Origin of the sequence: Ferrovibrio sp. (genome assembly GCF_965278975.1) — a bacterium.
Lineage (GTDB): Bacteria > Pseudomonadota > Alphaproteobacteria > Ferrovibrionales > Ferrovibrionaceae > Ferrovibrio.
In genome coordinates this window covers 3552352-3577766 of sequence record NZ_OZ257126.1, presented here as the reverse complement: position 1 = coordinate 3577766, position 25415 = coordinate 3552352, and the positions used below count along the sequence as shown (strand labels likewise).

Here is a 25415-nt window from a genome sequence, read left to right as displayed (position 1 = left end):
CTCACCGTTTCTTGCGGGCCCGCAAATCGATGATGCCGGGCCGCTGCCTGGGATCCTCGCCGGGGCGGAAAATCTGCGTCTTCTGTACCTTCTGGGTGCCGGTGGTGGGCAGCGTTTCGACGAACAGCAGCCAGCCCGGCGGCTTGAAATAAGCCAGCCGTTCGTTGCACCAGACAAACAGCGCCTCGGCCAAAGCCTGATCAGCCTTGTTGCCCGGCATCGCCACGATGCAGGCCATCACTTCCTCTTCGCGGATTTCATCCGGCACCGCCAGCACCGCCACCTGGGCCACGGCATCATGCGCCTGCAGCACCGCTTCGATCTCGGCGGCGGCGATATTCTCGCCCGAGCGGCGGATGATATTCTTCATGCGGTCGACGAAATACAGCATGCCGCTTTCATCCATCCGCACCGCATCGCCGGTATGGAACCAGCCGCCTTTCCAGGATTCCTCGGTGGCCTCCGGGTTCTTAAGATAGCCGCCATAGAAGCCACGGCGCGGATCGGCGGCGGAATGGCGCACCAGCAACTGGCCTTCCTGGCCGCGCGGTACTTCCACATCATTGGCATCCACCACCCTGGCTTCCAGACCCGCGACCGGCTTGCCGAAGGCACGCGTGTCGATGCGTCGCGGCTCGAAATTATCGGCCAGGATGCGGCCGGTCTCGGTCATGCCCCAGACCTCGATGAGCGGAAAGCCGAAGCGTTCCTCGAAGGGCTTGTGCAGCAGCGGCTCGACACCGGCGCCGAGGCCAAAGCGGATGCAATGCTGGCTTTCCAGGTCGCTCGGCGGCTGGTTCAGCAGCAGCGGCGGCACTACGCCCAGATAATGGATGATGGTGGCACGGGTCTGCACCACTTCGGGCCACCAGCGTGTCGGGCTGAAACGCTCCGGCAGGATCAGACAATTTCCGGTGAGGATGGCGCAGCTCACCGTGATCGCCTGATGATTCATATGGAACAGCGGCAGCGGATTATAGAAACGCTCCTCGCCCGGCCGCACGCTGAGCACACCGCCGATATCGCGATACCAGGCACCGGCATTGAGATAATAATAATTGGTCAGCACGCAGCCCTTGGGCCGACCTGTGGTGCCCGAGGTATAGAGCAATCCGGCTTCGGTCTGATGCCCCGGCAAACCCTCGGCAGGCGGCGTCTGCGGCTTCGGCAGGCTGGCCGGCATGGCCAGGCCGTTCACCACCGGCAGCGGCTTTTCCGGGCGGTCAGCGGCGACACGCTCGACATCAGCGATGCGGCCCGGCAGCACCACGGCCAGATCGGCCTCGGAATGCTGCATCTGATAGAGCATTTCATCATGCCGGTAATCAGGATTGACCGGCACGATGCCAACACCCAGGGCATTCAGCGCCAGATAATGGAAGAAGAATTCCGGCCGCATCTCCAGCAGCAAGGCAACGCGGTGACCAATGCCGAAACCGGCGGCCTTGTACAGCGCCTTCATCGCCTCGACATGCACGCTCACCTCGGCGAAGGTGAGTTCCAGGCCCTGCGGCGAGTAATCGCGGTCCGCCCGCGCCGCTACGCAGAGAAAGGCATGGCCGGGATGGGCCTTGGCAGCGGCGGTGAAGGCTTCATAGACCGAGGCGGGCAAACTCATCGGCGGTTCCTCTGCTTTTTTTGCTTCTTATCTAGCGCAGGAACAATAGCACAAGCATGCCCGCACCCAAGAGGATGCGGTAATAGGCGAACGGCGCAAAACCGTAGCGATTAATGAAACCGATCACCGCGCGCACCACCAGCAGGGCGCTGACAAAGGCGACCAGGAAGCCAAGGCCGATGACGCCGCCATCCTTCAAGGACAGGCCCTGCCAGTTCTTCATCAGGTCATAGGCGGAGGCAGCCGCCATGGTCGGCATGGCGAGGAAGAAACTGAATTCGGCAGCGGCGGCGCGCTGCACCCCCAGCAGCCGCGCGCCAATGATGGTGGCGCCAGAGCGCGATACACCGGGGATCATCGCCAGGCATTGGATGAAACCGATCTTGAGCGACAGGCTGAAGCGGAAATCATCGACACTGGCAATCTCGCCCTCACCGACAAAACGCTCCACCGCCAGGATGATGAAGCCACCGACAATCAGCGCCACCGAGACGACCCAGGGATTGAACAGCGCCCCCTTGATGAAGCCATGGGCAAAAAAGCCGATCACCATTGCCGGCAGGAAAGCGAACAGCAGATTGACCGTGAAGCGGTTGGCCTGATCGTCGCGGCCCAAACCGCGCAGGGTGTCAAAAAGCCGGCGCCAGTAGACCAGGCAGACTGCCAGGATGGCGCCAAGCTGGATGGCGATTTCGAACACCTTGCCCGGCGGGCCTTCAAAGCCGAGCAGGTCACCAAGCAGGATCAGATGGCCGGTGGAGGAAACCGGGATGAACTCGGTGAGGCCTTCCACCAGGCCCAGCAGCAGCACCTTCAGATAGAGGCTGTCCATGTTCCACTCGCACCCTGATTCCAGGCCGCCATTCAGCCAGATTCGCCGGCTTTCGTCGCCTGCCCCGGCACGCGGCATGCCGTCGCGCCACAAAGAACATGAAGGGAACGGAGTTCAATGACAAGCCATGCTTGCCCCGCGCTGCGTGTTTCTCTATGAAGGCCGCGGCAACCCCTGGCATAGTGTAATGCCTGCGGGCCAGGAGAGACGCAATGTTTGGCTTTCTGTTTGGGAAGAAAAAGAAAAGCGCCAGTGGTCAGCCGCTGATCCCGATGCAGCATGAGATCGCCATGACCGTGATCGGCGACAAGTCGGTCACCGTGGTCAAGACGCCGTTTGCCGCCACCCAAACCGACGATATCGCCCGCGTCGCCATGCGCTACTACCTGCGTGCCTTCCCCAACACCACGCCGGTTATGGTGACCTTCGATCCGATGGACCCGGACCAGCGCGCCATCTTCATGGGACCGCGCGATTTCACCCAGGTGCTGCAGCAATACCAGATTGGCGATTTCAAGTTCGCCACCGTGCGCGTCGATGTACCCTTCATCCCCTGGTTCCTGAAGCCGGAGGCCGAGAAGAAGGAAGGCGAAGGCTATGCCGTCGAGGGCGGCGACAAGAAGGCCGATTAAGCCCCTCCCTTAGTCCGCAACCACACAATGGCCGCCTCCAGGCTCATGGCCTGCACGGCACCATCCGGCTCACGCCACGCCACACTGCCCTTTTCCACTTCCGCCGCGCCGACCGCCAGCAGCACCGGGATATGCTGCGCATGGGCATCGTGCAGCTTCTGGCTCAGCCGCTCCGGCCGCAGATCGGCCACGGCACGGAAACCCGCCGCTTCGATGGCCGCCGCCACCTCTTCCGCATAGCCGGCCTGCTCCGGCTTGATACTGGCTACCAGCACCTGATCCGGCGCCAGCCAGAACGGCAGCCGGCCCTCGTGATGTTCCAGCAGCATGCCGATGAAACGCTCCAGGCTGCCGAGCACGGCATGATGGATCATCACCGGGCGGCGGCGCTGGTTCTCGGCATCGGCATATTCGGCATCCAGCCGTTCGGGCAGCACGAAATCAAGCTGCACCGTGCCGCATTGCCAATCGCGGCCGCGCGCATCGCGCAGGATGAAATCCAGCTTCGGGCCATAGAAGGCGCCCTCGCCCGGCTGCTCGATGCAATCCAGCCCGGCCGCCTTGGCCGCTTCCGCCAAGGCGGCTTCGGCATGATCCCACAGCGCGTCATCGCCGGCGCGGCTGGCGGGCCGCGTTGAGAAGCCGACCCTGAAATCCGGGAAACCGAAATCACCATAGACCCGGCGCAGCATGCGGGCGAAATTCGCCACTTCCTGCACGATCTGATCCTCGCGGCAGAAAATATGCGCATCGTCCTGCACGAAGGCGCGCGTGCGCATCAGGCCCTGCAAGGCGCCCGATGGCTCGTTGCGATGGCAGGCGCCGAATTCGGCGAAACGCAGTGGCAATTCACGGAACGAGCGCACGCGTTTGCGGAATACCTGCACATGGCAGGGGCAGCTCATCGGCTTCAGCGCGAAGGAGCGATGGCCGTCATCCAGCGAAAACATGTTGTCGCCGAATTTCTCCCAATGCCCGCTCTGCTCCCAGAGTGAGCGCGCCAGCATCTGCGGCGTGCGGATTTCGCGGAAACCCGCCTCGCGCATGCGGCGGCGGATATAATCCTCGATAACGCGATACAACGCGAAACCGCGTGGATGCCAGAAAATCATGCCCGGCCCTTCCTCCTGCTGGTGAAAGAGATCGAGGCGGTTGCCGATAGCGCGGTGGTCGTTGTGGTCCATGGGTGTCTCCGTTTGCATATGCCGGGACGGAGACCCAAAAAAAACCAAGGCCCCGTCGTTGCCGGCGGGGCCTGTAGGTTGGTTTTATGCTGCGTTTATCAGGCGCGCAAACGACCAGTCCCCAGTCCGCGCAGGCGGAAGGTGGTGGTGGTCGCGGTAGTGTTGCGGCTCGAATACAGCATGGCGCGGGGTTTTACGCGCGACGACGGCAGGCGTCAAGCTGGAAAATAGACGGCACGCTCGAAAGCATAGAAAGCATCCAGCATGTGCGGATCGGGGAATGGCAGCACTTGTGCCATGGCAGCACCGGCAATGCCGCGCGTGCGATCAACCCAGAAATAGCAATTGCTGCGGCCGCCCCAGGTGCCGCTATAGGCGGCGCGGCCTTCTTCTGTCGGCTCTGGATTCACCGCCACGCCATAGCCCCATTTCCAGCGCCTGCCAGGAAAATAGCGCCGCTCGCCACTGCTCGGCGAAGCGCCAGCGGGAAAGCCATTGGCAACGATATCGCCGATGCGGTTGGAGAACATCAGTGCAATCGTCTCGGGCTTCAGCACGCCGAGGCCACCCTGCAGGAACAGGCCAAGAAAGCGCGCATAATCCGGCATCGTGCCATAGAGACCGCCGCCACCCATGAAGAATTCCGGCGCCTGCGGCACTTCATGTTCCATCACCTGCATGCTGCCATCGGGCTGGCGGTGATGCATGGCGGCCAGCCGCTGGCGCAGATCGGGCCGCAGCAGGAAGCCGATATCCTTGAGGCCGAGCGGATCGAAGATATGGTCGCGGAAATACTGTTCCAGCGACTTGCCGCTCACCCGTTCCACCATGCGCCCGGCATAGTCGGTGGAAATACCGTATTCCCAGCGTTTGCCGGGATCGGCCAGCATCGGCAGGTCCAATGCCTTCAGCAGACAGGTGCCGATGCGCGGAATGTCATGCGCCTTGGCATAATCGAACAACGCCTTGTTCCAGGTGTCGTAGGAAAAGCCCGAAGTATGGGTGAGCAGATGATGCAGCGTGATCGGAGCCATCACAGGGCGCAGGATCGGCTGCTTGTCAGCATCAAACCCGGCCAGCACCTGGCGCGGCGGCAGTTCGGGCAGGATGTCCTGCACGCTGCTTTCCAGCGACAGCCGCCCCTGCTCGACAAGCTGCATCGCCGCCGTGGTGGTGACCAGCTTGGTCATCGACGCGATCCAGCCGACGGTATCCGGCGTCATCGCCACGCCGCTTTCAATGCTGCGCAGCCCCAGCGCGCCTTCGGCATAGCGGCCTTCGGCATCGATCAGGGCATAGCTGATGCCGGGAATACGGTCATTGGCGATAAAGGGGCGCAAAGCGCCATCGAGATCCATCACACCGGCTCACTTGAGTTTGTCGCTATGAGTGTAGCGCCTGCTCCCTACCAGACAAGCCTGAAGCGGTTTCACTGGCTTGGACCGCCTGGGTGCTGCTAGAGTCCAGTTCAAAGGGAGAGAAACAGGGGATTGTGCCATGCTGCATCCGTCGTTCCACGCGGCGACGCATCCCGACAAGCCGGCCTATATCATGGCCGGCAGCGGTGAGGCATTGAGCTATGCCGAACTCGACCGGCGCTCCAGCCAGGGCGCGCAGCTTCTGCGCTGGCTGGGGCTGAAGCCGCAGGACCATATCGCCCTGCTGGTGGAAAACAGCTTCGCCTTCCTGGAAATCTGCTGGTCGGCGCAGCGCAGCGGCGTGTTCTACACCGCGATCAGCACCCATCTGACCCCGGCGGAAATCGCCTATATCGTAAAGGATTGCGGCGCCAAGGCTTTCATTGCCTCGGCCAGGCTGGCGGAACAGGCCCAGGCAGTGCGTGCAATGCTGGGCGACGACATCGCCTGCTTCGCCTGCAATGGCACGCAGCCCAATTTCCAGTCCTGGCAGGGGGCATTGGAGGCGCAGCCGGCGGAGCCGATCCCGGATCAGGTGGTGGGGCTGGACATGCTCTATTCATCAGGCACCACCGGGCGGCCCAAGGGCGTGAAGCCGGTTTTCACCGGCGAGAAAATCGGCTGGGTCAATCCCTTCCTGCATCGCCTGGTGCATGGTCTGTGCGGCATGGATGGCACCAGCACCTATCTCTCTCCTGCCCCGCTCTATCATGCAGCGCCCTTGCGCTATTCCATGATGTGCGTGGCGCTGGGCGGCACCGTGGTGGTGATGGAAAAGTTCGATCCGGAGCTTTTCCTCAAACTGGTGCAGCAATACCGCGCCACTCATACCCAGCTGGTGCCGACCATGTTCGTGCGCATGCTGAAACTGCCCGAGGATGTGCGGCAGCGATATGATGTATCGTCGCTGAAAGCCGCCATCCATGCCGCCGCGCCCTGCCCGGTGGATATCAAGCAGCAGATGATCGATTGGTGGGGCCCGATCCTCATCGAGTATTACGCCGGCACCGAGGGCAACGGCTTCACGCTGATCACCTCGCCTGAATGGCTGACCAATCGCGGCAGCGTCGGCCGCGCGGCGGTGGCCGAGATCAAGATCGTGAGTGAAGACGGCGCGCTGCTGCCCAGCGGTCAGATCGGCACGGTGTATTTCGCCGGCGGGCCACCCTTCTCGTATCACAACGATGCCGACAAGACGCGCGGCGCCTATAATGCCGAAGGCTGGTCAACGCTCGGCGATGTCGGCTTCCTGGATGATGACGGCTATCTCTACCTCACCGACCGCAAAGCCTACATGATCATTTCCGGCGGCGTGAACATCTACCCGCAGGAAGCCGAGAATGTGCTGATCAACCACCCGGCGGTGGCCGATGTGGCGGTGTTCGGGATTCCCGATGCCGAGATGGGCGAACAGGTGAAGGCAGTGGTGCAGTTGCAGGACCACCGCAAGGCCGGCCAGGACATGGAGCGCGAGTTGATCGCCTATTGCCGCCAGCATCTCTCCGGCGTGAAATGCCCGCGCAGCATCGATTTCGATGCCGAATTGCCGCGCACGCCCACCGGCAAGCTGGTGAAGCGCCTGCTGGTGGACCGCTACAAGGCGGCGACGATCAAAGCCGCCGCCCTGTAATCCGGTTTAGCTGAAGCGGTTGTTGGTGTTGAAGCCGCGCGGCACGATGCGGCCCGCCTGGGCGCGCTCGGCACGGTATTCCTTCAGATCATTCTCGGTCTTGACCCGACCGGCACGGTCAATCCAGGTCAGGCCATCCTTGAGCTTGAAGGTCTTGGCATCCGACAGCGTGCCATCCTTGTATTTCTGCAAGGTGATGCCACGGCCCTTGGTCATTTCCGGCACCTGATCCAGCGGGAAGATCAGCAGCTTGCGATTGTTGCCGACTACGGCGACGTGATCGCCTTCCACAATGGCGCAGACGCAAGCCTCGGCGGGCGCCTGCACATTGAGGATCTGCTTGCCGGTGCGGGTCTGCGCCAGCATTTCCGCTTCCGGGCAGATGAAGCCACGGCCATCGCTGGCGGCAACCAGGAATTTGCGTTCGCCCTGATACTTGAACAGGGTGACGATATCCTGGTCGTTGCCGAGATCGACGGTGAGGCGCACCGGCTCGCCATGGCCACGTCCACGCGGCAGCTTATCGCAGGCGATGGTATAGGCACGGCCATTGGTGCCGAACAGCATCAGCTTGTCGGTGCTTTCGGCATGCAGCCAGAAGCGGCCCTTGTCGCCTTCCTTGAAGGCGGCATTGCCATCATCCTGAACATGGCCCTTGATGGCGCGGATCCAGCCCTTCTCCGAGCAGATCACGGTGATCGGCTCGCGCTCGACCAGAGCCTCGAAGGCTTCTTCGGAAATCTGCGGCGCATCGGCCACCGTGGTACGGCGCTTGCCCAGGGCAGTCTTGGGGCCGACCTTCTTCTTCAGCTCCTGCAATTCGCCGGCAATCGACTGCCAGCGCTGATCTTCGTCCGAGAGCAGCTTCTTCAGATTCTTGAGTTCTTCCGAAAGCTGCTTGTGCTCGGTGCGGATTTCCATTTCCTCAAGCCGGCGCAAGCTGCGCAGGCGCATGTTGAGGATGGCTTCGGCCTGATTATCGGTGAGCTTGAAGCGCTGCATCATCGCCGGCTTCGGCTCGTCCTCATGCCGGATGATGGCGATCAGCTCGTCCAGGTTCAGATAGGCGATCAGGAAACCTTCGAGCAGTTCCAGGCGGCGCTCGATCTGGCTCTGGCGGTAGCGCGAGCGGCGCTCCAGCACTTCCATGCGGTGATCGAGATAGGCCTGCAATGCCTCGCGCAGGTTCATCACCCGCGGCACCTTGCCGCCATCCAGCACGTTGAGATTCAGCGGGAAGCGGATCTCAAGGTCGCTGGCGCGGTACAGGCTTTCCATCAGCACCGCAGGATCGACATTGCGGCTTTTCGGCTCCAGCACCAGGCGCACATCTTCCGCCGATTCATCGCGGATATCGCCGAGCAGCGGCAATTTGCGCTCGTTGATCAGTTCCGCGATCTTCTCGATCAGCTTCGACTTCTGCACCTGGTAGGGAATCTCGGTGACCACCACCTGCCAGGCGCCGCGCTGCAATTCCTCATGCACCCAGCGGGCGCGCAGCCGGAAACTGCCGCGCCCGGTGCGGTAGGCTTCAAGCCGCGTCGCCGCCGGTTCCACCAGCAAACCGCCGGTGGGGAAATCCGGGCCGGGGATCAGCTCCACCAGCTTCTCGATGCTGGCATTGCGGTGCTTGATCAGATGCAGCAGGCCGTCGCACAGCTCAGGCAGGTTATGCGGCGGGATCGAGGTTGCCATGCCGACGGCAATGCCGCTGGCGCCATTGGCCAGCAGGTTCGGCAGGCCGGCCGGCAGCACGATGGGCTCTTCCTCGGTGCCGTCATAGGTCGGGCGGAAATCCACCGTCTCCTGATCCAGGCCGGAAAGCAGCAGGTCGGCGATCTCGGTCAGGCGCGCTTCGGTGTAGCGCATCGCCGCGGCGTTATCGCCATCGATATTGCCGAAATTGCCCTGGCCATCCACCAGCGTGTAGCGCTGGGCGAATTCCTGCGCCAGGCGGACCAGGGCGTCATAGACCGACTGGTCGCCATGGGGATGGTACTTACCGATCACGTCGCCGACGACACGGGCGCATTTCTTGTAGCCGGCCGCCGGGTCCAGCTTGAGCAGCCGCATGGCATAGAGCAGCCGGCGCTGCACCGGCTTGAGGCCGTCGCGAGCATCGGGCAGCGAGCGCGCCGTAATGGTGCTCAGGGCATAGGCGAGATAGCGTTCCGAGAGCGCCGAAGGCAGCGGCACGTCGCGGATGGAATCGGGAAACTCCCGGGGGGGCACATGCTTGCTCATGGCGCGGTTATATCGAAATCACCAGATATAGCTAGGGCCTTGGTGATGGCCTCTAGCAGTCGTGGGCGGGCGGCGGGAACCGGGCCGTGCAGCAGAGCAAACAGCCGCCGCTCCAGGAAATGGCCGGTCAGCGCCAGGCCGGCCAGCACATCGGCGCCCGGATGGTTGGCCGGCGGGGCGCCCCGGCCCGGCACCAGAAAGGCCGGCAGGGCCAGCAGGCGGCCGGCATAAGGCTCGGCGGCCTCGGCCGAAACCGCTCGGCCGGAGCGCGGCGATACATGGGTCAGCCGCTCGCGCGAGCCGGTGGCGGCGCAGCTTTCCAGGTCCAGGCCATAGCCCATTTCAGACAGCAGCCCGAGTTCCCAGCGCACATAGAGCGCGCCCCAGTCGGCCGGGTCCGGCATCTCGGCCATGGTTTCCAGCAGCAGGCGCGTGGCGGCGAACAGGGCCGGATGCGGTTCGCGCTCCGGCAGTGTCGCCTCGATCAGCCCGAGCGTGGCATTGAGGCCGGCCAGCCGGGCGGCATCGTCCAGCATCAGGGCAGCGGGGTGGGACAATGGTTCGACGCTGAAATGCCCCAGATGCTCGGACAGGCGCGCCCGCCAGGTGGCATGCACCACCTGCCCCGGCTGCAACGCCCCACCTTTGCTGCCGCCGCTGCCGCGCAGCAGCCCGGCATGGCGCCCCTGGCTCTCCGCCAGCACCGTAACGATGCGGGCATTCTCGCCATGATGGCGAACGCTCAGCACCACCGCATCGTCGCTCCATTCCATGACTCGCAGGATAGCACGGCACGGGCCAGGGGAGAACGGATGGGGACTAAGCAGTATCGCCGCTTTACGGGACGCATGAGCTTGCAGACAATTCCCTCCAGAGGTGAGGCTTGGGGGAGCAGGACATGTCGGCAGCCGGAATAACCATCGTGGATGCGCGGCTCTGTCGGCTGCATGACTACTGGCTGCTGAAAAAGGGCAAACGCCCCTTCCCGGCCCGCGCCGATATCGCGCCGGAGGAAATCCGCGACATCCTGCCCTGGGTGTTCATCATGGAGCGGGTGGATGGCCGCCTGCGCTACCGCCTGGTCGGCGAAGCCTTCCGTGAAATCTACGGCGACAAACTGGTCGGCATGTTCATGGACGAGATCGACCTCGACCACATCACCGCTGCCTATATCGGCGAATACGAAACCTGCATCGAGACGCGCAGCCCAGTGGCACGGCAGTGGAAATTCACCAAGCTGAGTGGACGGCACCTGGAATACGAGCGCCTGATCATGCCGCTTTCGGCAGACGGCAGCAGCGTCAACATGTTCCTCTGCGGCGCGGTGGGATTTGGGTATGGCTGAAACACATCCAGACCTTAGTGCCCTGCCAGGGCTCGCAGTTTGGCCAGCATTTGCAATGCCTCTGGATCATCATAGCCTGTAAATGCTGTTGAGCCGGCCGTGAAACTTGAAATCGCAGACTCTTCAGAGGTGAAGAAGATGTAGTAGACTCCAGGCTTCAGCCTTACAGCACAGCTTCCCGGTGCCTCCATAATCCGCCGGTCGATTGGTGGACTACCCTTAAGAACTTCGATCAGTTCGAAACGGCCAACCACAAGCGGGCGAATTCCTCCAATTCGTCCTAAATCGTTTGAAACCTCCAGCTCTGTTATGCGTGCATAAAAAATTGCCGGTGTCCAATTGAACCTTTCTTCTAGTGTAGATGCCCCGCCGGAACAGGCATGAGATTCGCTACAAAATAGCGTGACCAGCAGCATAAATGCAGGAAATATGATGCGCCTCGACATTCCGCCCTCTCCTGTCTCCTCAGCTCTACGAATTGCTATCTCCAAAAGCGGGCAAAAAAAGGACGGACCTTGCGGTCCGCCCTTTTCTCTTAGGCTACGGCTGAGGTAACAAAAACGCCTCATCGTCCCTTTAAGGCTCGCAACTCGGCCAGCATCCGCAAAGCCTCGGGATCATCGGCTTTCAAGAAGCCGCGCGAGCCGCCGCCCCATGACGATCTGGCTCGCTCATCAAACATGAAAAAAACATAATAGGCGCCCGGCAATAACGGCAGGCTACAAGATGTTTGATCTTCATGCACGCTGCCATCCTCGGGTGGCTTGCCCTTAAAAGTCTCAATCAACTCGAAATTACCAATCAAAGGCGCATCGGTAGCCCTGCTCAAAGTATTTCCCTGGGGTATTCCCAGCCTTGTAATGCGGGCATAGAAAACTGCCGAAGCGTGCTCAAACCGCTCTGCATCCGTCATCATTGTTGGCACACAGGCATAAGCCTTTCCAGCCACAATCACGGCAAGGAGCATTACAATAAAGTATTTCAGCCTGCTCATCGTCCAGTTGCCCATAGAGAAATACTAGCACGCACTATCGCCTAGCTACTTCAAATGAGAACATGCCGAACAAAAAAAGGGCGGACCTTGCGGTCCGCCCTTTTCTCTTAGGCTATGCGCTTGAGGCTTAGTCGGCGTCGCCGCCGACCGCTGCCTGCAACTCGCTCTCGAGCGCATCGGCGAAGTCGCGGTCGCGCTGAGCGGCCAAGCCCTTCATGCGGCCCATGATCGCGCCGGTGCCGGCGGGGATCAGGCGGCCGACGATGACGTTCTCCTTGAGGCCAATCAGGCTGTCGGTCTTGCCCGACACGGCGGCCTCGGTGAGCACGCGGGTGGTTTCCTGGAACGACGCGGCCGAGATGAAGGACCGGGTCTGCAGGCTGGCCTTGGTGATACCGAGCAGCACCGGCATCGACTTGGCGATCTTGCGGCCCTCGGCCTGGGTCTTGGCGTTGCCTTCCTCGAACTCGCTCTTATCGACCTGCTCGCCGATCAGGAACGTGGTGTCGCCCGGATCGGTGATCTCGACCTTCTGCAGCATCTGGCGGCAGATGACCTCGATATGCTTGTCGTTGATCTTCACGCCCTGCAGGCGATAGACCTCCTGGATCTCGTTCACGAGATAGTTGGCCAGCGCCTCGACGCCGAGCACCTTGAGGATGTCATGCGGCGCCGGGTTGCCATCGAGCAGATGGTCGCCGACACGCACGAAATCGCCTTCCTGCACGGCAATATGCTTGCCCTTCGGGATCAGGTATTCGACCGGCTCAAGACCCTCTTCCACCGGGCGGATCACCAGGCGGCGCTTGGCCTTGTAGTCCTTGCCGAATTCAATGCGGCCATCGATTTCGGCGATGATCGCATGATCCTTCGGACGGCGGGCTTCGAAGAGCTCGGCAACACGCGGCAGACCGCCGGTGATGTCGCGGGTCTTGGTGCCTTCCACCGGGATACGGGCGAGCACGTCGCCGGCATGGACGGTGGAGTTGTCATCGACCGAGAGGATGGCATCCGGCGACAGGAAGTAGCGCGCCTCGCCGCCATTGGCCAGCGTGAGCACTTCGCCCTTTTCATCACGCAGCGTGATGCGCGGACGCAGCTCGGCGCCCTTCGGGTTCTGCTTCCAGTCGGCAACCACGCGATAGGTGATGCCGGTGGCTTCATCCGTGGCTTCGCGGATCGAGACGCCTTCCACGAGGTCGCGGAAGTTCACGATACCGGCGCGCTCGGTGATCACCGGGCGGGTATAGGGATCCCACTCGACGATGCGCTGGCCCTTCTTCACCTTGCCGCCTTCATCCACCGGCAGGCGGGAACCATACGGCACCTTGTAGCGGGCGCGTTCGCGACCGTTGCCATCCACCAGCACGATTTCCGAGTTGCGGCCCATGACCACGAAGCGGCCGGAGCTGTCGGTGACCAGGTTGCGGTTCACCACCTTGATGGTGGCGTCGTAGGGCGCATCCAGGCTCGACTGCTCGGCCACCTGGGCCGTGCCGCCGATGTGGAAGGTGCGCATGGTGAGCTGGGTGCCCGGCTCGCCGATCGACTGCGCCGCGATAACGCCCACGGCCTCACCGATATTCACGGTGGTGCCGCGCGCCAGATCACGGCCATAGCACTTGCCGCAAACGCCGGTCGGCGCTTCGCAGGTCAGCACCGAGCGGATCAGCACGGTTTCGACGCCGGCCGTCTCGATACGATCCACGTCGCGTTCCTGGATCATCTCGGCCGCCGGCACGATCACGTCGCCGGTGAGCGGATGCTTCACGTCAACGCTGGCGAAACGGCCCAGGATGCGCTCGCCGAGCGTGGCGATCACATCGGCGCCTTCCACCACTTCGCTGACCGTGAGGCCGCGCTCGGTGCCGCAATCCTCCTCGGTGATGATGCAATCCTGCGCCACGTCGACCAGGCGGCGGGTCAGGTAGCCCGAGTTCGCCGTCTTCAAGGCAGTGTCAGCCAGACCCTTGCGGGCGCCGTGCGTCGAATTGAAATATTCGAGAACGGTGAGGCCTTCCTTGAAGTTGGAGATGATCGGCGTTTCGATGATCTCGCCCGACGGCTTGGCCATGAGGCCGCGCATGCCGGCAAGCTGCTTCATCTGGTTGGCCGAACCACGGGCACCGGAATGTGCCATCATCCAGATCGAGTTGGTGTTCTTGCGGGTGCCGTTCACCGGATCGATGTCGGTCTGAATGACCTTCATCATCTCGTCCGCCACCTTGTCGGTGCACTGCGACCAGGCGTCGACCACCTTGTTGTACTTCTCACCCTGGGTGATCAGACCATCCTGGTACTGCTGCTCGTATTCCGACACCAGCGACTTGGTGTCGTCGATCAGCTTCTCCTTGGTGGCCGGCACGAGCATGTCGTCCTTGCCGAACGAGATGCCGGCGCGGCAGGCACGGGCGAAACCAAGTGCCATCATGCGGTCGCAGAAGATGACCGTCTCCTTCTGGCCGCAATGGCGATACACCACGTCGATGACGTTGGTGATTTCCTTCTTGGTCAGAAGCTGGTTGATCACCTTGAACGGAACGTTCTTGTCCTTCGGCAGGATCTCGGACAGCAGCATGCGGCCCGAAGTGGTGACGACGCGGGCAACAATCGGGTTGTTCTCCGAGTCCACCGTGTTCAGGCGCGACTTGATGCGGTTATGCAGCGTGATCGCCTTGGCATCCAGCGCCTGCTGAATCTCCGCCACGGTGGCGAAGAACGGCACGCGCTCGATGATGGCATCGGAAGCCAGGATACGCTCGGCCTCGGCCTTCACGTTGGTCTTGGGCATTTCGACGTTGGTCTTGGGATCGAACACGATCACGTCGTCTTCGGCCCAGGCCTTGATCAGCACCGCCGGGTCCTTGATCTTGACCACGTCGCCGCGCGGCGCGCTGCGCTCCAGCGTCTGGTAGTAGAGACCGAGCACGATATCCTGCGACGGCACGATGATCGGCTTGCCGTTCGCCGGGCTGAGGATGTTGTTGGTCGACATCATCAGCACGCGGGCTTCGAGCTGGGCTTCCAGCGACAGCGGCACGTGTACCGCCATCTGGTCACCGTCGAAGTCGGCGTTGAAGGCCGAGCAGACCAGCGGATGCAGCTGGATCGCCTTGCCTTCGATCAGCATCGGCTCGAAGGCCTGAATGCCGAGGCGGTGCAAGGTCGGGGCGCGGTTCAGCAGCACCGGATGCTCGCGGATCACCTCTTCGAGGATATCCCAGACTTCCGGACGCTCCTTCTCCACCATCTTCTTCGCCATCTTGACGGTGGCGGCGAGGCCGCGCAGCTCAAGCTTGGAGTAGATGAAGGGCTTGAACAGTTCCAGCGCCATCTTCTTCGGCAGGCCGCACTGGTGCAGCTTGAGTTCCGGGCCGACGACGATGACCGAACGGCCCGAGTAGTCGACGCGCTTGCCGAGCAGGTTCTGGCGGAAGCGGCCCTGCTTACCCTTCAGCATGTCGCTGAGCGACTTCAGCGGACGCTTGTTGGCGCCGGTGATGACGCGGCCACGGCGGCCGTTGTCGAACAGGGCGTCAACCGCTTCCTGCAGCATGCGCTTTTCGTTGCGCACGATGATATCCGGCGCGCGCAGTTCGATCAGCCGCTTCAGGCGGTTGTTGCGGTTGATAACGCGGCGGTAGAGGTCGTTGAGGTCGGAGGTGGCGAAGCGGCCACCATCCAGCGGCACCAGCGGACGCAGTTCCGGCGGGATCACCGGCACCACGGTCAGCACCATCCATTCCGGCTTGTTGCCGGACTCGATGAAGCTTTCCACCAGCTTGAGGCGCTTGACCAGCTTCTTCGGCTTCAGTTCCGAAGTGGTCTCGGCCAGTTCCTCGCGGATGTTGATGCGCTCCTGCTCCAGGTTGATACCCATCAGCAGGTCACGGATCGCCTCGGCGCCGATCTTGGCGACGAAGCTGTCCTCGCCATACTCTTCCTGGGCGCGCATATACTGCTCTTCGGTGAGCAGGTCGAACATCTTGAGCGGGCTCAGGCCCGGCTCGATGACGACGTAGTTTTCGAAGTACAGGATGCGCTCCAGGTCCTTCAGCGTCATGTCGAGCATCAGACCGATGCGCGACGGCAGCGACTTCAGGAACCAGATATGGGCGACCGGCGAGGCCAGTTCGATATGGCCCATGCGCTCGCGGCGCACCTTGGAGAGCGTGACTTCAACGCCGCACTTCTCGCAGATCACGCCGCGATACTTCATGCGCTTGTACTTGCCGCAGAGGCACTCGTAATCCTTGATCGGGCCGAAGATGCGGGCGCAGAACAGGCCGTCACGCTCCGGCTTGAAGGTACGGTAGTTGATGGTCTCCGGCTTCTTGATCTCGCCGTAGGACCAGGAGCGGATACGCTCCGGGGAGGCGATCGAGATCTGGATCTGGTCGAAAGCCTGAGCGCCCTGGGGCTGGCCGAAAACGTTGCTAAGTTCGTTCATGGATCAATCTCCTGTGGCGCCGGATCAGTAGGAACGCTGCGACAGCTCGACATTCAAGCCGAGCGAACGCATTTCCTTGACCAGCACGTTGAACGATTCCGGGATACCGGCTTCGAAGTTGTCGTCGCCGCGCACGATCGCCTCGTAGACCTTCGAGCGACCGGCCACGTCATCCGACTTGACCGTGAGCATTTCCTGCAGGGTGTAGGCAGCACCATATGCCTGCAGTGCCCAGACCTCCATTTCGCCGAAACGCTGACCGCCGAACTGCGCCTTGCCGCCCAGCGGCTGCTGGGTAACGAGCGAGTACGGACCGATCGAACGAGCATGGATCTTGTCGTCGACCAGGTGGTGCAGCTTCAGCATGTAGATGTAGCCAACGGTGACCTTGCGGTCGAAGGCTTCGCCGGTACGACCGTCGATCAGGGTGACCTGACCCGACTTGTCGCTGCCGGCCTTCTCCAGCATCTCGTTGACGTCCGGCTCATGGGCGCCATCGAACACCGGGGTGGCCATCGGCACGCCACGGCGCAGGTTGGTGCTCAGCTCCAGAATCTGGTCATCTGACAGGTCGGCGATCTTGTCGGTGTATTCCTGCTTGGAATAGACGCCCTTCATCACCCTGCGCAGATCCTCGGCCTTGGCGTGGTTGCGCCGCACCTTGTCGAGCATCTCGCCGATCTGCTTGCCGAGGCCCGCGGAGGCCCAGCCGAGATGGGTTTCGAGAATCTGGCCGACATTCATGCGCGAAGGCACGCCGAGCGGGTTCAGCACCACGTCGACAGGCTGGCCGTCCTCAAGATAGGGCATGTCCTCTTCCGGCATGATGCGGGAGATAACACCCTTGTTGCCGTGGCGGCCGGCCATCTTGTCACCCGGCTGCAGCTTGCGCTTCACCGCGACGAACACCTTGACCATCTTCATCACGCCCGGCGGCAGTTCGTCGCCGCGCTGCAGCTTCTCCACCTTGCTGTCGAAGCGGGCTTCGATGCGGGCCATGGCGGTATCGTATTGCTTCTTCAGCGCCTCGATATCAGCCATGTTCTTTTCGTTCTTCAGGCTGATCTGCCACCAGGCGGAATGCGGCAGTTCGTCGAGCACCTCTTCGGTGATCTTGCCGCCATCCTTGAAGCCCTTCGGACCCTTATCAGCCTGCTTGCCGTTCAGCAGCTCGCGCAGACGCGTGAAGATCGAGCGGTCGATGATGGCGCGCTCGTCGTCGCGGTCCTTGGCCAGATGCTCGATTTCCGACCGCTCGATGGCCAATGCACGCTCGTCCTTCTCCACGCCATGGCGGGAGAACACGCGCACTTCCACCACGGTGCCGGAAACGCCCGGCGGCACGCGCAGCGAGCTGTCGCGCACATCGGAAGCCTTTTCGCCGAAGATGGCGCGCAGCAGCTTCTCTTCCGGGGTCATCGGGCTTTCGCCCTTCGGCGTAATCTTGCCGACCATGATGTCGCCCGGGCCGACTTCGGCGCCGATATAGACGATGCCGGCCTCGTCGAGATTCTTGAGGCCTTCCTCGCCCACGTTCGGGATGTCGCGGGTGATTTCTTCCGGACCCAGCTTGGTGTCGCGGGCCATCACCTCGAATTCCTCGATATGGATCGAGGTGAACACGTCATCCTTGGCGATACGCTCGGAGATCAGGATCGAGTCTTCGAAGTTGTAGCCATTCCAGGGCATGAACGCGACCAGCGCGTTGCGGCCTAGCGCCAGTTCGCCCAGTTCGGTCGAGGGACCGTCGGCGATGATGTCGCCGGCCTTAACCTGATCGCCCACCTTCACCAGCGGACGCTGGGTGATGCAGGTATTCTGGTTCGAGCGCTGGAACTTCAGCAGCTTGTAGATGTCGACGTTCGACTTCGACATGTCGGCTTCGTCGCTGGCGCGCACCACGATGCGGGTGGCGTCGATCTGATCGATCACACCCGAACGCTTGGCAACGATGGTAGCGCCGGAATCGCGGGCCACCACTTCTTCCATGCCGGTGCCGACCAGCGGCGCCTCGGCGCGGATCAGCGGCACCGCCTGGCGCTGCATGTTCGAGCCCATCAGCGCGCGGTTGGCGTCGTCGTTCTCAAGGAACGGGATCAACGCCGCGGCGACCGAAACCAGCTGCTTCGGCGACACGTCCATGAAATCGACGTTCTCGGGGCGCAGCATCTGGAAGTCGCCGTTGACACGGCAGTTCAGCAATTCGCCGACCAGCTTGCCCTTCGGGTCCACCGGCACGTTCGCCTGGGCGATGGAATACTTACCTTCTTCCATGGCGGTGAGGTAGACGACCTCGTCGGTCACCTTGCCTTCGCGCACGCGGCGATACGGGCTCTCGATGAAGCCGTACTGGTTCACGCGGGCATAGGTGGCGAGCGAGTTGATCAGGCCAATATTCGGGCCTTCCGGCGTCTCAATCGGGCAGATGCGGCCGTAATGGGTCGGATGCACGTCGCGGACTTCGAAGCCGGCGCGCTCGCGGGTCAGACCGCCCGGGCCAAGCGCCGAGAGGCGGCGCTTGTGGGTGATCTCGGAGAGCGGGTTGGTCTGGTCCATGAACTGCGAAAGCTGCGACGAGCCGAAGAACTCGCGCACCGCCGCCGCCGCCGGCTTGGCATTGATCAGGTCATGCGGCATCACGGTGTCGATATCCACGCTGCTCATGCGCTCGCGGATGGCGCGCTCCATGCGCAGCAGGCCGATGCGGTACTGATTCTCCATCAGCTCACCGACCGAACGGACGCGGCGGTTGCCGAGATGGTCGATATCGTCGATATCGCCACGGCCATCCTTCAGTTCCACCAGCGTCTTGACGCAGGCCAGGATGTCCTCGGTGCGCAGCACGCGCACGGTATCCTCGGCGGTGAGGCTCAAGCGGGCATTCATCTTCACGCGGCCGACGGCCGAGAGATCATAACGCTCCGGGTCGAAGAACAGGCCATGGAACAGCGCCTCGGCGGTGTCCATCGTCGGCGGCTCGCCCGGACGCATCACGCGGTAGATTTCGAACAGCGACTGCTCGCGGCTCTGGTTCTTGTCCGCCACCATGGTGTTGCGGATGTAGGAACCGATGGTGACGTGGTCGACGTCCAGCACGGCGATCTGCTCGACGCCGGCGGCTTCCAGCAGTTCGATCTTCTTGATGTCCAGCTCATCGCCGGCTTCGAGATAGATCTCGCCGCTCTCTTCGTTGATGATGTCGAGCGCGTTGTACTTGCCCACCATGTCGGCGGGCGAGACCAGCAGCTCCTTGAGGCCTTCCTCGGCCAGCTTGCGCGCCAGGCGCGGCGTCACCTTGGTGCCGGCCTCCGCCACCACCTTGCCGGTCTTGGCGTTGATCAGGTCGTTGTTGAGACGCACGCCGCGCATGCGCTCGGCACTGTACTCGGTGCGCCAGCCCTTCTTGTCGCGCTTGTAGACAACCTTCTTGTAGAAGGCATCCAGGATCTCTTCCTGGGTCAGGCCGAGCGCGAAGAACAGCGTGGTCACCGGCAGCTTGCGGCGACGGTCGATGCGCACATGCACCACGTCCTTGGCATCGAATTCGAAATCGAGCCACGAGCCGCGATAGGGAATCACGCGGGCGGTGTAGAGATACTTGCCCGAGGAATGGGTCTTGCCCTTGTCGTGATCGAAGAACACACCCGGGCTGCGATGCATCTGCGAGACGATGACGCGCTCGGTGCCGTTGATGATGAAGGTGCCCTTGTCGGTCATGAGCGGCATGTCGCCCATGTAGACATCCTGCTCCTTGATATCGAGCACCGACTTGGCCTGGGTGTCCGGGTCCACTTCGAACACGATCAGGCGCAGCGTGACTTTGAGCGGCGCGGCAAAGGTCATGCCGCGCTGCATGCACTCATCCACGTCATACTTCGGCGGCTCGAATTCGTACTTCACGAATTCCAGCGACGAGGTCTCGGAGAAATCCTTGATCGGGAAAACCGACTTGAACACGCCCTGCAGGCCGGCATCGCCGCGCTGATCAGCAGGCACATGCATCATCAGGAAGCTCTCGTAGGAGCTCTTCTGAACCTCGATCAGGTTCGGCATCGTGGCGATCGAGGGGATGCGGCCGAAGCTCTTGCGCACGCGCTTGCGGGCGGTGAAAGACAGCGCCAGTCCAGTGTCGGTCATGTCATAGTCCCAAATGGCAAAAGCGACACTTCCCATTGCCCGCAGAAACGGTGCACGGAAAGGCCGCTGAACGGTTTCGGAAAGCGATGAATTTTACGGGCCCATGATCCCGCCGGGCGATCGCCGCGCCCAAGTTCCGATACCGCTGATGTCCCATCGAAATCCCGCGATGGCCGGGGCATGGTTCGTATACTGGCGGCTTTGGGGAGGAGCCATGCCGGCCCCTCCCCGCCGCTTAAGCGAATTACTTGACGTCGACCTTGGCGCCAGCGCCTTCCAGCTGAGCCTTCAGCTTGGCGGCTTCGTCCTTGTTCACGCCTTCCTTGACCGGCTTCGGAGCGCCCTCGACCAGGTCCTTGGCTTCCTTGAGGCCCAGGCCGGTGATCGCGCGCACTTCCTTGATCACGTTGATCTTGTTGGCGCCCGCTTCAACGAGGATCACGTTGAACTCGGTCTTTTCTTCAGCGGCCGGAGCAGCGGCACCGCCGCCGCCAGCGACGGCAACGGCCACCGGAGCGGCAGCGGAAACGCCCCACTTCTCTTCCAGCAGCTTGGCCAGCTCGGCGGCCTCGATGACGGTGAGAGCCGAGAGCTCGTCAACGATCTTGTTCAAATCAGCCATTGTAGTCTCCTGTAGGTTCGATATCTCTGGGTACTGGTTGTCGGTGTGTGGCTAGTGCCACCTCACTCCTTCGAGGCAAAAGCCTGCAGCACGCGTGCAAGCTGCGACGCCGGCGCCTGCACCACGCCCGCCACCTTGGTGGCCGGGGCCTGGATAAGGCCAATCAGCTTGCCGCGGAGCTCATCGAGCGACGGCAGGCTGGCCAGGGTCTTCACGCCTTCGGCATCCAGAACGGTATCGCCCATGGCGCCGCCAACAACGACGAACTTGTCGTTCTTCTTGGCGAACTCCACGGCGACCTTGGCGGCCGCGACCGGGTCATTGGCATAAGCAATGCCGGTCGGCCCCTTGAACAGCTTGTTCAGGGACTTGTAGGACGTGCCCTCGAGGGCGAGGCAGACAAGCCGGTTCTTCGCAACTTTGAAACTGGCCCCAGCGTCACGCATCTGGCGGCGCAGCTCAGTCACCTGAGCCACGGTCAGACCGTTATTCTGAGTGACGACAACAGCCTTGGCGTCCGTGAACACCTGGCTGAGCGCGCTAACCTGTTCCTTCTTTTGAGAACGGTCCACTGCTCGTCTCCTCAACGCGGATCGGACTATTCCGACCCTGTTGCACTTGAACGCACGGCCGACGCCTGACTTGCATCAAACGGCGAACCATACGTCCGGTTCGCCTGTCCCAGGACTCGAACCTTCATAACGGCTTGCGCCGTCGGAAGTTCCTTATCGCTGTCTATGCAGGTGGACAAACCATTATATCGTTGGGCCGGAGCCCATCGGATACCTGCAGTCTCGGACAGGATTTCATCCGCACCGAAGTTTGGATGAAGCCCCCCGCCGGCTCGCACCGGCGAGGGAAACTCATAACACCTTAAGCAGCAGCCTTGGCGGCATCGCCGCCCATGGCGCTGGAAAGCTCGATGCGCACGCCCGGACCCATGGTCGAGCTGAGCGCGATCTTCTTCACATAATGGCCCTTCACGCCGGTCGGCTTGGCCTTCAGCACGGCATCGATGAAAGCCTTCACGTTCACCAGGATCTGATCCTCGGTGAAGGAAGCCTTGGCGATGCCGGCATGGATCAGACCAGCCTTCTCGACGCGGAACTCGACCTGGCCGCCCTTGGCCGCCTTGACGGCGCCGGCAACGTCCATGGTCACCGAGCCGAGCTTCGGGTTCGGCATCAGGCCGCGCGGGCCGAGCACCTTACCGAGACGGCCGACCACGGCCATCATGTCCGGGGTGGCGATGCAGCGGTCGAACTCGATCTTGCCGCCGTTGATGATCTCGGCGAGATCATCGGCGCCAACCAGATCGGCACCGGCCTTCTTGGCTTCCTCGGCCTTCGGACCCTTGGCGAAAACCGCGACGCGCACGGTCTTGCCGGTACCCGACGGCATGGTGACGACGCCACGGACCATCTGGTCGGCGTGACGCGGATCGACACCGAGGTTCATGGCGATCTCGATGGTCTCGTCGAACTTCGCCTTGGCGGCGGCCTTCACCAGCTTGACGGCCTGGCCCAGGTCGTAGCGGGTTTCCGGATCGACGGTCTTGGAAATGGCGGTGTAGCGCTTGCCCTTAGACATGTTTCAAGTCCCCCTTACGCGCCCGTGACGTCCAGGCCCATCGAACGGGCCGAGCCGATGATCATCTGCGAAGCCGCTTCGATGTCGTGGGCGTTGAGGTCCTTCATCTTGGCCTTGGCGATCTCGCGCACCTGGTCCATGGTCACCGAACCAACCTTCTCGCGGCCGGTCACCTTGGCGCCGGACTTGATCTTGGCGGCCTTCTTCAGGAAGTAGGTCACCGGCGGGGTCTTGGTGATGAAGGTGAAGGAGCGGTCCGAATACACGGTGATAACCACCGGAATCGGCATTTCCGGTTCCATCTCCTTGGTCAAGGCGTTGAACGCCTTGCAGAATTCCATGATGTTCACGCCGCGCTGGCCCAGCGCCGGACCAATCGGCGGCGACGGGTTGGCCTTGCCGGCCGGAACCTGCAGCTTGATATAGCCGTCAATCTTCTTCGCCATCTCTAACTCCTTGGCTCACATGGGAGACTTGGCTCCCGTTGGAGACTGCGTGGTGCGGCGGTCGCGGACCTGGCGAATTTAGGCCCGAACTGCCTCCCACACGACGAAACCGGGGTTTATGGCCCCGGAAGCCGGCGCTTATAAGCCCCGGCGGGGTCCCGGTCAAATGCTTTCTTGACCGGGCAATCAGGGAACTCTGCCTTAGGTGGCCTTCTCGACCTGGCTGTATTCCAGTTCCACCGGGGTGGCACGGCCGAAGATCGACACCGCCACCTTGAGGCGGGCGCGCTCCTCGTCCACTTCTTCCACCACGCCGGAGAAGGAGGTGAACGGGCCATCCGCAACGCGGACCTGCTCGCCGACTTCGAACACCACGGAGGGCTTCGGATGCTCGACGCCTTCCTTGACCTGGTTGGCGACGCGCTGGGCTTCCGCTTCCGTGATCGGCGACGGCTTGCCGGCCGAACTCAGGAAGCCGGTGACCTTCGGCGTGTTCTTGACGAGGTGATAGGTCTCGTCGGTCATTTCCATCTTCGCCAGCACATAGCCGGGGAAGAACTTGCGTTCGGCATTGACCTTCTGGCCGCGGCGGATCTCCACCACTTCCTCGGTCGGCACCAGGATCTCTTCGATCAGGTCGGCCATGCCCTTCTGCGCCGCGGCATCGCGGATCGCCTGAGCCACCTTCTTCTCGAAGTTCGAATAGACATGGACGATGTACCAGCGCTTCGCCATCGCCTTAGCCTCCCAGACCTAGAACGAGTTGGACGCCGGAACGCAGCACCATATCGACCAGGAAGAAAAACAGAGCCGCAACCAGACCCATCAGGAACACCATCGCCGTGGTGATCAGGGTCTCCTTGCGGGTCGGCCAGGTGACCTTGGCGGTCTCCTGGCGCACTTGCCGCAGGAATTCTATGGGACTGGTCTTCGCCATGAACGCTACGTCTAACCTCTAGTAACTTATTTTCTGCCGCGCTGGCAGGGGCGGAGGGACTCGAACCCACAACCCCCGGTTTTGGAGACCGGTGCTCTAGCCGATTGAGCTACACCCCTGCATGCGCAACAAATCCGCTGCCTTAAGCGGAGATGCTTGCGACGACGCCGGCGCCGACGGTACGGCCGCCTTCGCGGATAGCGAAGCGGAGGCCATCATCCATGGCGATCGGCGCGATCAGCTCGACCTGCATGCTCACGTTATCGCCCGGCATCACCATTTCCACGCCTTCCGGCAGCGACACGACGCCGGTCACGTCGGTGGTGCGGAAGTAGAACTGCGGACGGTAGTTGGTGAAGAACGGGGTGTGGCGGCCGCCCTCTTCCTTCGTCAGGATGTAGGCTTCGGCCGTGAACTTGGTGTGCGGGGTGATCGAACCCGGCTTGGCCAGAACCTGGCCGCGCTCAACGTCATCACGCTGCACGCCGCGCAGCAGCGCGCCGATGTTGTCGCCAGCTTCACCCGAATCAAGCAGCTTGCGGAACATTTCAACGCCGGTGACGGTGGTCTTGATCGTCGCCTTCAGGCCGACGATCTCGACTTCCTCGCCAACCTTGATGATGCCGCGCTCAACGCGACCGGTCACCACAGTGCCGCGGCCCGAGATCGAGAACACGTCTTCCACCGGCATCAGGAACGGCTTGTCCTTCGGACGCTCCGGCTGCGGGATGTACTTGTCCACCTCGGCCATCAGCTTCAGGATCGCGTCGTGGCCCAGTTCCTTGTTGCTGTCTTCCAGCGCACACAGGGCCGAACCGCGCACGATCGGGATGTCGTCGCCCGGGAAGTCGTACTTCGACAGCAGCTCGCGCACTTCCAGCTCGACCAGGTCGAGCAGTTCGGCGTCGTCAACCATGTCGCACTTGTTCAGGAACACCACCAGCGACGGCACGCCGACCTGGCGCGCCAGCAGGATGTGCTCGCGGGTCTGCGGCATCGGGCCGTCAGCAGCCGACACCACCAGGATCGCGCCGTCCATCTGCGCCGCACCCGTGATCATGTTCTTCACATAGTCAGCGTGGCCAGGGCAGTCGACGTGGGCATAGTGGCGGTTCGGGGTCTCGTACTCGACATGGCTCGTCGAGATCGTGATGCCACGCGCCTTCTCTTCCGGCGCCTTGTCGATCTGGTCATACGCCGTAAACGTCGCGCCGCCAGCTTCCGCCAGAACCTTCGTGATCGCCGCAGTCAGAGACGTCTTGCCGTGGTCAACGTGACCAATCGTCCCGATATTGCAATGCGGCTTGTTGCGCTCAAATTTTGCCTTGCCCATGGC

Annotated in this window: 20 protein-coding genes and 1 tRNA gene; 3 read left to right on the top strand and 18 right to left on the bottom strand. The window is 62.2% G+C overall.

Annotated features, from left to right (window positions below):
• Position 1 precedes the first annotated feature (1 nt).
• Positions 2 to 1618: an AMP-binding protein gene (locus ACQY7X_RS16905; protein WP_428246584.1), complete on the bottom strand. Its 1617-nt coding sequence runs from the start codon at positions 1616 to 1618 to the stop codon at positions 2 to 4.
• Between the two features lie 31 nt (positions 1619 to 1649).
• Entirely contained in the window at positions 1650 to 2450 is an 801-nt protein-coding gene (locus ACQY7X_RS16900; RefSeq protein ID WP_428250069.1) for an undecaprenyl-diphosphate phosphatase, read from the bottom strand.
• Between the two features lie 212 nt (positions 2451 to 2662).
• On the opposite strand from ACQY7X_RS16900, the gene ACQY7X_RS16895 reads away from it, so the two are divergent.
• Entirely contained in the window at positions 2663 to 3082 is a 420-nt protein-coding gene (locus ACQY7X_RS16895; RefSeq protein ID WP_428246583.1) for a hypothetical protein, read from the top strand.
• Here ACQY7X_RS16895 and thrS read toward each other — a convergent pair.
• Together thrS and ACQY7X_RS16885 are read right to left on the bottom strand one after the other, a co-directional pair.
• Complete coding sequence (thrS, locus tag ACQY7X_RS16890) at positions 3079 to 4266, bottom strand: threonine--tRNA ligase (protein WP_428246582.1); 1188 nt, start codon at positions 4264 to 4266, stop codon at positions 3079 to 3081. The two genes, ACQY7X_RS16895 and thrS, sit on opposite strands and share 4 nt — an antisense overlap.
• A gap of 215 nt (positions 4267 to 4481) precedes the next feature.
• On the bottom strand, positions 4482 to 5624 hold the full coding sequence (locus tag ACQY7X_RS16885; RefSeq protein WP_428246581.1) for a serine hydrolase domain-containing protein: 1143 nt from the start codon (positions 5622 to 5624) through the stop codon (positions 4482 to 4484).
• Positions 5625 to 5763: 139 nt separating this feature from the next.
• Between ACQY7X_RS16885 and ACQY7X_RS16880 the strand changes: the two genes are divergently transcribed.
• Positions 5764 to 7314 carry an acyl-CoA synthetase gene (locus ACQY7X_RS16880; RefSeq protein WP_428246580.1) on the top strand — a complete coding sequence of 517 codons (1551 nt, stop codon included), beginning with the start codon at positions 5764 to 5766 and terminating at the stop codon, positions 7312 to 7314.
• A gap of 6 nt (positions 7315 to 7320) precedes the next feature.
• On the opposite strand, the gene parC is transcribed toward ACQY7X_RS16880, so the two are convergent.
• Positions 7321 to 9558: a DNA topoisomerase IV subunit A gene (gene parC / locus ACQY7X_RS16875; protein WP_428246579.1), complete on the bottom strand. Its 2238-nt coding sequence runs from the start codon at positions 9556 to 9558 to the stop codon at positions 7321 to 7323.
• Positions 9555 to 10331, bottom strand: a complete 777-nt coding sequence (gene recO / locus ACQY7X_RS16870; protein ID WP_428246578.1) for a DNA repair protein RecO — start codon at positions 10329 to 10331, stop codon at positions 9555 to 9557. Before recO ends, parC begins: the two co-directional genes overlap by 4 nt.
• 125 nt (positions 10332 to 10456) lie before the next feature.
• Between recO and ACQY7X_RS16865 the strand changes: the two genes are divergently transcribed.
• Entirely contained in the window at positions 10457 to 10903 is a 447-nt protein-coding gene (locus ACQY7X_RS16865; protein WP_428246577.1) for a PAS domain-containing protein, read from the top strand.
• Between the two features lie 14 nt (positions 10904 to 10917).
• Here the strand turns inward: ACQY7X_RS16865 and ACQY7X_RS16860 are convergent, their stop codons facing one another.
• The 12 genes from ACQY7X_RS16860 to tuf form a co-directional block, all read right to left on the bottom strand.
• Positions 10918 to 11349, bottom strand: a complete 432-nt coding sequence (locus tag ACQY7X_RS16860) for a hypothetical protein (RefSeq protein WP_428246576.1) — start codon at positions 11347 to 11349, stop codon at positions 10918 to 10920.
• Between the two features lie 119 nt (positions 11350 to 11468).
• Positions 11469 to 11912, bottom strand: a complete 444-nt coding sequence (locus ACQY7X_RS16855; protein WP_428246575.1) for a hypothetical protein — start codon at positions 11910 to 11912, stop codon at positions 11469 to 11471.
• A gap of 112 nt (positions 11913 to 12024) precedes the next feature.
• The gene (gene rpoC, locus ACQY7X_RS16850; protein ID WP_428246574.1) at positions 12025 to 16347 is read right to left on the bottom strand and encodes a DNA-directed RNA polymerase subunit beta'; all 4323 of its coding nucleotides are present in this window, start codon (positions 16345 to 16347) and stop codon (positions 12025 to 12027) included.
• 24 nt (positions 16348 to 16371) lie between these two features.
• Complete coding sequence (gene rpoB, locus ACQY7X_RS16845; RefSeq protein ID WP_428250068.1) at positions 16372 to 20469, bottom strand: DNA-directed RNA polymerase subunit beta; 4098 nt, start codon at positions 20467 to 20469, stop codon at positions 16372 to 16374.
• A gap of 259 nt (positions 20470 to 20728) precedes the next feature.
• The gene (gene rplL, locus ACQY7X_RS16840; RefSeq protein WP_428246573.1) at positions 20729 to 21106 is read right to left on the bottom strand and encodes a 50S ribosomal protein L7/L12; all 378 of its coding nucleotides are present in this window, start codon (positions 21104 to 21106) and stop codon (positions 20729 to 20731) included.
• 62 nt (positions 21107 to 21168) lie between these two features.
• Positions 21169 to 21678 (bottom strand): 50S ribosomal protein L10, encoded by a 510-nt coding sequence (gene rplJ, locus ACQY7X_RS16835; RefSeq protein WP_428246572.1) that lies wholly within the window; start codon positions 21676 to 21678, stop codon positions 21169 to 21171.
• A gap of 301 nt (positions 21679 to 21979) precedes the next feature.
• The gene (gene rplA, locus ACQY7X_RS16830) at positions 21980 to 22696 is read right to left on the bottom strand and encodes a 50S ribosomal protein L1 (RefSeq protein WP_428246571.1); all 717 of its coding nucleotides are present in this window, start codon (positions 22694 to 22696) and stop codon (positions 21980 to 21982) included.
• A 14-nt stretch (positions 22697 to 22710) separates the two neighbouring features.
• On the bottom strand, positions 22711 to 23142 hold the full coding sequence (rplK, locus tag ACQY7X_RS16825; RefSeq protein WP_428246570.1) for a 50S ribosomal protein L11: 432 nt from the start codon (positions 23140 to 23142) through the stop codon (positions 22711 to 22713).
• 201 nt (positions 23143 to 23343) lie between these two features.
• On the bottom strand, positions 23344 to 23877 hold the full coding sequence (nusG, locus tag ACQY7X_RS16820; protein WP_428246569.1) for a transcription termination/antitermination protein NusG: 534 nt from the start codon (positions 23875 to 23877) through the stop codon (positions 23344 to 23346).
• A 4-nt stretch (positions 23878 to 23881) separates the two neighbouring features.
• Entirely contained in the window at positions 23882 to 24079 is a 198-nt protein-coding gene (gene secE, locus ACQY7X_RS16815) for a preprotein translocase subunit SecE (protein ID WP_341984471.1), read from the bottom strand.
• Positions 24080 to 24121: 42 nt separating this feature from the next.
• Positions 24122 to 24198: transfer RNA gene (locus tag ACQY7X_RS16810), tRNA-Trp, on the bottom strand.
• 23 nt (positions 24199 to 24221) lie between these two features.
• Positions 24222 to 25412 (bottom strand): elongation factor Tu, encoded by a 1191-nt coding sequence (gene tuf, locus ACQY7X_RS16805; protein WP_428246568.1) that lies wholly within the window; start codon positions 25410 to 25412, stop codon positions 24222 to 24224.
• Positions 25413 to 25415: the final 3 nt, after the last annotated feature.

Excerpts from the sequence above, each read along its gene's own strand:
- ACQY7X_RS16855 (WP_428246575.1), bottom strand. The coding sequence starts at position 11,912 with ATGGGCAACTGGACGATGAGCAGGCTGAAATACTTTATTGTAATGCTC.
- ACQY7X_RS16860 (WP_428246576.1), bottom strand. The coding sequence starts at position 11,349 with ATGTCGAGGCGCATCATATTTCCTGCATTTATGCTGCTGGTCACGCTA.
- ACQY7X_RS16880 (WP_428246580.1), top strand. The coding sequence starts at position 5,764 with ATGCTGCATCCGTCGTTCCACGCGGCGACGCATCCCGACAAGCCGGCC.
- ACQY7X_RS16900 (WP_428250069.1), bottom strand. The coding sequence starts at position 2,450 with ATGGACAGCCTCTATCTGAAGGTGCTGCTGCTGGGCCTGGTGGAAGGC.
- recO (WP_428246578.1), bottom strand. The coding sequence starts at position 10,331 with ATGGAATGGAGCGACGATGCGGTGGTGCTGAGCGTTCGCCATCATGGC.
- nusG (WP_428246569.1), bottom strand. The coding sequence starts at position 23,877 with ATGGCGAAGCGCTGGTACATCGTCCATGTCTATTCGAACTTCGAGAAG.
- ACQY7X_RS16865 (WP_428246577.1), top strand. The coding sequence starts at position 10,457 with ATGTCGGCAGCCGGAATAACCATCGTGGATGCGCGGCTCTGTCGGCTG.
- ACQY7X_RS16885 (WP_428246581.1), bottom strand. The coding sequence starts at position 5,624 with ATGGATCTCGATGGCGCTTTGCGCCCCTTTATCGCCAATGACCGTATT.
- ACQY7X_RS16905 (WP_428246584.1), bottom strand. The coding sequence starts at position 1,618 with ATGAGTTTGCCCGCCTCGGTCTATGAAGCCTTCACCGCCGCTGCCAAG.
- secE (WP_341984471.1), bottom strand. The coding sequence starts at position 24,079 with ATGGCGAAGACCAGTCCCATAGAATTCCTGCGGCAAGTGCGCCAGGAG.
- rpoC (WP_428246574.1), bottom strand. The coding sequence starts at position 16,347 with ATGAACGAACTTAGCAACGTTTTCGGCCAGCCCCAGGGCGCTCAGGCT.
- thrS (WP_428246582.1), bottom strand. The coding sequence starts at position 4,266 with ATGGACCACAACGACCACCGCGCTATCGGCAACCGCCTCGATCTCTTT.
- tuf (WP_428246568.1), bottom strand. The coding sequence starts at position 25,412 with ATGGGCAAGGCAAAATTTGAGCGCAACAAGCCGCATTGCAATATCGGG.
- rplA (WP_428246571.1), bottom strand. The coding sequence starts at position 22,696 with ATGTCTAAGGGCAAGCGCTACACCGCCATTTCCAAGACCGTCGATCCG.
- parC (WP_428246579.1), bottom strand. The coding sequence starts at position 9,558 with ATGAGCAAGCATGTGCCCCCCCGGGAGTTTCCCGATTCCATCCGCGAC.
- rplL (WP_428246573.1), bottom strand. The coding sequence starts at position 21,106 with ATGGCTGATTTGAACAAGATCGTTGACGAGCTCTCGGCTCTCACCGTC.
- ACQY7X_RS16895 (WP_428246583.1), top strand. The coding sequence starts at position 2,663 with ATGTTTGGCTTTCTGTTTGGGAAGAAAAAGAAAAGCGCCAGTGGTCAG.
- rplK (WP_428246570.1), bottom strand. The coding sequence starts at position 23,142 with ATGGCGAAGAAGATTGACGGCTATATCAAGCTGCAGGTTCCGGCCGGC.